The following is a 5,544-nucleotide window of genomic DNA, read 5'->3' on the forward strand; positions in this document are numbered from 1 at the left end:
TTCAATGGCGGATGGCAATCTAGTTTAAAAGGATATAAGAACTAAGATTTTAATTATAAACATAATCAAGGAGTCTATTCGATAGTTATTATCGAATAGACTCCTTTTTTTATTGAGCTTAGTAAACATTGAACGTCATTTATAGGGAGGAGTAACAGTTTGTTGATACTCTAGTAATGTATAATTAATTCCTAAAATACCTTTTGTTTACATTGCACCTGTAGTTTTGCGATGTTAATATAAAAAACACCAAAATGAAAAAAAGATTAAACACTTTATTATTACTTTCTTTAACTGTAGCAGTTTTTGTTTCATGTGATAAAAATGATGACGGAAACGATGCAAAAGAAACGTCGAGTATTGATTTAAAAAATCATTCTGTAACACCAGCTTATTTATCTAAAAAAGCAGGTTTTGAGAAATTAGAGATTTTTTCTATGTTGAGTTCTGATGATAAATTATCTGAGAGTCCTGATTTTGTTTATGGTTCTATGGCTGATGGTATGGGATTAATTAAATTGAATGATGGTACGTTCTCTTTAATTAATAATATCGAAGCAGATTATTCAATTGCTAGAATTACTTTTGATAAAACCTTTAAACCTGTAAAAGGGGAATACATTTTGAATTCTGATGCAACTGCTAGAACAGCGCAATGTTCAGGTTCCTTAATTACTGTTGAAGAGCATGGTTTTGGACCATTATACCTTTCAGGAGGAGAATGGGGTGGTGCATCAAAAGGTGTTTTTGCAACAGACCCTTTTAAAAAGGCAGATAACGCACAGTTGGCTTCGTTGTTACCAGCTTTAGGACAATGGTCTACAGAAAATGCGGTTGTATTGGCCAAAGATGCTTATGCTAGTAAAACAGTGGTTCTTATTGGTGATGACACTTCAGATAGTACTACTCCTTCAGGACAATTGGCTATGTACGTGGGTAACAGAGGTAATCTTTCAAGTGGCAAGCTATATGGGTTGAAAGTTACTACTGCTGGTATCAACTTTGAAATGGATATGAAAGAAGGTACTACATATCAAGCTGAATTTGTAGAATATTCAGAAAGAACTTTGGATGCACTTGAAACAGAATCAAGAGCCAAAGGAATTATGGGTTTCTCAAGAGTGGAAGATATTGATTATAGAAAAGGTTCTGCTGCTGCAAACAGAGAAATTTATTTTGCTGTAACGGGTAGAAAATCAACTGCTTTAACAGGTAAAGGTACTTTTTACGGCAGAATTTATAAAGTAGTTTTAGATGCTAATGATCCAACAAAAGGAACAATTTCATGTGTACTTGACGGAGATAATTTAACAGGTATTGCAAAATCATTCCATAGTCCTGATAACGTTATGGTTACTAAAGACTATGTGTATATCATGGAAGATCCAAACGGATATCCTGATACACCAGACAAAACACATTTCGCTTATTTGTACCAATACAATATCAATACAAAAACATTAAAAGTTGTTCTAGAATGTAATCAAACTGCGGCTGAGACGGCAGGTGTAGGTAAAGCTTCAAATTTGTGGGAATTGACAGGGATGATTGATGTTTCAGAGACCATTGGGGTCGAAGGAAGTTTCTTAGTCATTACTCAAAATCACGGTTGGGAAAAACCAGCTTTTACAGATAAAAAAGCAAACCCTGTTACAGATAGTAATGAAGGAAGTCAATTGTATCTTTTAAAAGGTTTAGAGAGATAATATGAAATTATTAAATATCAATATCTTAAAGGCTATATTTTTATATAGCCTTTTGGTTATTTTAGGAAGTTGCAAAAAAAAAGAAACTTACGATACGATTTCAGCTTTTAAAAATTTAGAAAAATATTACAAATCTGAGTTGGGTATTACGAGTTCAGTTTTAGACAAAATGAACGAAACTAATTCGATTAAAGAAAAACAAAAATTATTTGTTGAAGCTAGAAAACACTTCAAAATAATAGAACCATTATTGTCTTTTACAGACTCAGACAGTTACAGTTTTTTAAATCAGCCAAATATTTTAAAAATAGAAGAAGAAGATTTTACAGATATAAAAATAAAAAATCCAGCAGGTTTTCAAGTAATTGAGGAAACTCTTTTTGACGAAAAAGTGAATGAACATGAATTAGCAAAACAGGTTAAAATAACGAGTACACGATTAAAGTTTTTACATAAAAATCAAACCTTTCAGTTTTTACAAAAACACCATATTTTATGGATTGTACGTGACGAGATCAATCGTATTGCTTTAACGGGAATCACCGGTTTTGATTCGCCTGCTCTAGAAAATTCCTTAGTAGAAAGTCAAGCAGCTTATCAATCTATTTTGAAGATTTTAGGTTTTTTTAAAAATGATTTTACAAATAAAACAATTTATTCTGATTGGGAAAAGGAAATCAATATGAGTGTTGATTTTTTAAGTAAATCAAATTTTAAAGATTTTGATAGATACCATTTTATCAAAAATCATACTCAAAAGGCACTTGGAATATGGAACCTTACTGTAACTGATTGGAAAATACAATTCCCTTTTAAGCAGCCTATTAATTATGAAATAGCAGATTTATTTTCCAAAGAAACCTTTAATATTAATTATTTTACCAATCAAAAAGGGAATCCATTAGAAGCTGATAAAGTTGCTTTAGGGAAACAACTTTTTCAAGATGTGGCTTTGTCTAAAAACAGAGATATCAGTTGCGCTTCTTGTCATAAAGAAGCCTTGTATTTTACTGATGGAATAGCCCTTTCACCAAAAACAACACGAAATTCGCCGACACTATTTTATGCAGCTTTCCAAAAGGGATTTTTTCATGATAATCGTACAGAGAGTTTGGAAAGTCAAATTGTAGATGTAGTAAATAACCCAAACGAATTTCATTTGTCATTGAATGATATTGAAACAAGAATTAAAGAAAATACGACCTACCAAAAAGCATTTTTAAAAGCTTATAATAAAAAGGGAGATAATATTTTGGCTCGAGCCGCAATTGCTTCCTATATCATGTCATTAAGTCCGTTTAACTCAAAATTTGATTTGAATATGCAAGGAAAAGAAAAATCATTAACCCAAAGTGAAATCAATGGTTTTAACCTTTTTACAGGAAAAGCCAAATGTGCCACCTGTCATTTTGCTCCTTTATTCAACGGGTTAGTACCTACTTCATTCAAAGAATCTGAAATTGAATTGATTGGAGTACCCAAAACAAAAGATAGTATTCATCCTGAAATTGATGATGATTTAGGGCGCTACAATGTGTACAAAACTAACGAAAGAAAATTCTTTTTTAAAACGCCCACCGTACGTAATGTTGAAAAAACAAGTCCGTATATGCACAATGGTGTTTTTAATACATTAGAAGAAGTTATTTCTTTTTATAACAAAGGAGGAGCAGCTGGTTTAGGAATTCAATTAGAACGTCAAACCTTATCCTCAGAACCTTTGAACTTATCTAAAACAGAAGAAAAAGAATTGGTGGATTTCCTAAAAACATTAACTGATATATATTAAGTTCCACTAAAATATAATTTACAATCCTTTGGAGAGAGGCTGGTGTTGTGGAGGAACAATATAGTATTTATTACATTTGTGTTTGGTATAAATCTTATAATAAAAAAAATGGGGCTTAGTACCCCATTTTTTATACGCTCAAATTTTTATTTGCTTAAGATTTTTAATTATTTTATATCAAAAATAATTATTTTTTCCTACTACTCTTCATATTCAACATCTCTACAAACAAAGAGAACGAAATCGCAAAATACAAATATCCTTTTGGGATAGGAGTAACGTGGCTGCCAAAGATCAAAGCATTGGATAAATGCGCACTTTCAGTCAATAACATCATGCCAATCAAAATCAAGAAAGCCAATCCTAAAATCTGAATTGAAGGATTCTTATTTACAAAAGTCCCCACAGGAACAGCAAACTGCATCATTACTAATACGGATATAATCACAGCAATAACCATAATGTATAATGCGCCTTCGACACCATTTGTCATACCTACAGCAGTCAAAATACTGTCAAAAGAGAAGACCAAGTCGATCATAATGATTTGCATAATTACATTTTGGAACGACTTTGTAGCAGTCGTTTTTATATCATGTTCTTCTTCGCCTTTATGATCTACTTTTTCCCGAATTTCGTTGGTGCTTTTGTAAATCAAAAACAAACCACCAACAAGTAAAATCAAACTTTGCCCTGTAATCCCAGCCGAAAACCAACTCAAATCAACAGTAAACCAAGGTTCTTTCATTTGTATCAATAAGTTGATTCCAAATAAAAGAGCAATTCGCATAAACATCGCTAGGAACATTCCTAGTTTGGTTGCTTTTTTTCGTTTTTCTTCAGGCAGTTTTCCTGTAGCAATCGAGATAAAAATAATGTTGTCAATCCCTAGAACAATCTCTAGAAAAGTCAAGGTCAATAAGGCAATCCAAGCATCTGGATTCAAGAATACTTCCATTTTAATATAATTAAGATTATTTTTTCGCTAATCACAATGTACTAAAGACTAAGGACAATGTACTAAGAACTATTTTACTCAAGCTTAGTCGCCGTACCACGCTGTTTTTGAGCCATACCCACAATTCCAAATTCAAATAAATAAGTATCGTCCTTAGTAGATAATATTTTGATGTTCACCGCTTTTTCCTCCGCCATCGATTTAGGGTGTAATTTTGTCAATATATATTCGCAATCATTCACCCAGCGTATCGAAGCCGTGTCTATTTTTCCTTCATAAGTCTCAATTTCAATACTGTCATTACGTTCAAAAAGGGTCGTTTTTAGAACACCATCGACTTCATGTTCAAATTTGAATTTTCCAGTTTTAAAGTCGGCACAATTGCGTTCTGCCTGCATACATGAAATCAAAAGGGACAATACAGGAACTAATACAAGTAATTTTTTCATTTTTATTTAGGGCCTAATCCAGCTGTTCGTTTCAAGTCCTCCTTCATAAAACTTTTTTTCTAATGGTATAAAAGGAGCTTCCTCTGGTCGCTCTTTTCTACCAAGAAAAAATAGTTTTATTCCGTCCGGGCTTTCCACTGCCATCTGGGGCATAAGACGTTATTTGTTATTTAATCGCTTTAATTCATCATCGGTAAAGTTCTTAATTTCTTTGGCTTTTGCAAACTTATCCGTGTTATAATTTTGGGAATTATTTCGAGCAATTGATAAACTATCCCAAGTTGTATTTTTTAACTCTTTGGCATAAAAAATAATTTGTCCCACATGATAAGGATAATGCGCCAGTTGTCTGTTGATGGCCTCTAAGACGGTATGACCTTCATTCCGTATGTAAATAATTTTACATAAATCTTCAGGTTGCAAATTGTTTAAAGTAGCAAACAAGCAATCCCAACCTTTGTTCCAAGTTTCTAAAATAGCTTCTTTGGAATCCAAATCATTTTCAAATTCTCCATCACGATGACGCCATTCTTTTTCTCCATCTGTAGTCATAAAATCAGTCCAACGCGAGAGCATATTGCCTGAGATGTGTTTGACAATTGTGGCAATGCTATTCGTATTTTCATTTGTTTGAAAAAGTAA

At 32.5% G+C, this 5,544-nt stretch carries 6 protein-coding genes; 2 read left to right on the top strand and 4 right to left on the bottom strand.

What is annotated here, in order from left to right; translation table 11 throughout:
* The first annotated feature begins 254 nt into the window (after nucleotides 1-254).
* Nucleotides 255-1,706, top strand: coding sequence for an alkaline phosphatase PhoX (locus WBQ70_RS02795; RefSeq protein WP_423910258.1), 1,452 nt, complete (start codon nucleotides 255-257; stop codon nucleotides 1,704-1,706).
* A 1-nt stretch (nucleotide 1,707) separates the two neighbouring features.
* Entirely contained in the window at nucleotides 1,708-3,495 is a 1,788-nt protein-coding gene (locus tag WBQ70_RS02800) for a cytochrome-c peroxidase (RefSeq protein ID WP_423910260.1), read from the top strand.
* Between the two features lie 187 nt (nucleotides 3,496-3,682).
* On the opposite strand, the gene WBQ70_RS02805 is transcribed toward WBQ70_RS02800, so the two are convergent.
* The 4 genes from WBQ70_RS02805 to WBQ70_RS02820 form a co-directional block, all read right to left on the bottom strand.
* The gene (locus WBQ70_RS02805) at nucleotides 3,683-4,453 is read right to left on the bottom strand and encodes a TerC family protein (RefSeq protein WP_423910263.1); all 771 of its coding nucleotides are present in this window, start codon (nucleotides 4,451-4,453) and stop codon (nucleotides 3,683-3,685) included.
* Nucleotides 4,454-4,527: 74 nt separating this feature from the next.
* Complete coding sequence (locus WBQ70_RS02810; protein WP_423910265.1) at nucleotides 4,528-4,902, bottom strand: DNA topoisomerase IV; 375 nt, start codon at nucleotides 4,900-4,902, stop codon at nucleotides 4,528-4,530.
* 6 nt (nucleotides 4,903-4,908) lie between these two features.
* Complete coding sequence (locus WBQ70_RS02815; RefSeq protein WP_423910268.1) at nucleotides 4,909-5,055, bottom strand: hypothetical protein; 147 nt, start codon at nucleotides 5,053-5,055, stop codon at nucleotides 4,909-4,911.
* Between the two features lie 6 nt (nucleotides 5,056-5,061).
* On the bottom strand, nucleotides 5,062-5,544 hold a 483-nt coding region (locus tag WBQ70_RS02820; protein ID WP_423910271.1), incomplete at its 5' end, for a DUF1572 family protein.

It is taken from the genome of Flavobacterium sp., assembly GCF_049590715.1.
GTDB lineage: Bacteria > Bacteroidota > Bacteroidia > Flavobacteriales > Flavobacteriaceae > Flavobacterium.

Bases quoted from the DNA above. Each gene is read 5' to 3' on its own strand.
- WBQ70_RS02810 (WP_423910265.1), bottom strand. From the start codon at position 4,902: ATGAAAAAATTACTTGTATTAGTTCCTGTATTGTCCCTTTTGATTTCA.
- WBQ70_RS02800 (WP_423910260.1), top strand. From the start codon at position 1,708: ATGAAATTATTAAATATCAATATCTTAAAGGCTATATTTTTATATAGC.
- WBQ70_RS02815 (WP_423910268.1), bottom strand. From the start codon at position 5,055: ATGCCCCAGATGGCAGTGGAAAGCCCGGACGGAATAAAACTATTTTTT.
- WBQ70_RS02805 (WP_423910263.1), bottom strand. From the start codon at position 4,453: ATGGAAGTATTCTTGAATCCAGATGCTTGGATTGCCTTATTGACCTTG.
- WBQ70_RS02795 (WP_423910258.1), top strand. From the start codon at position 255: ATGAAAAAAAGATTAAACACTTTATTATTACTTTCTTTAACTGTAGCA.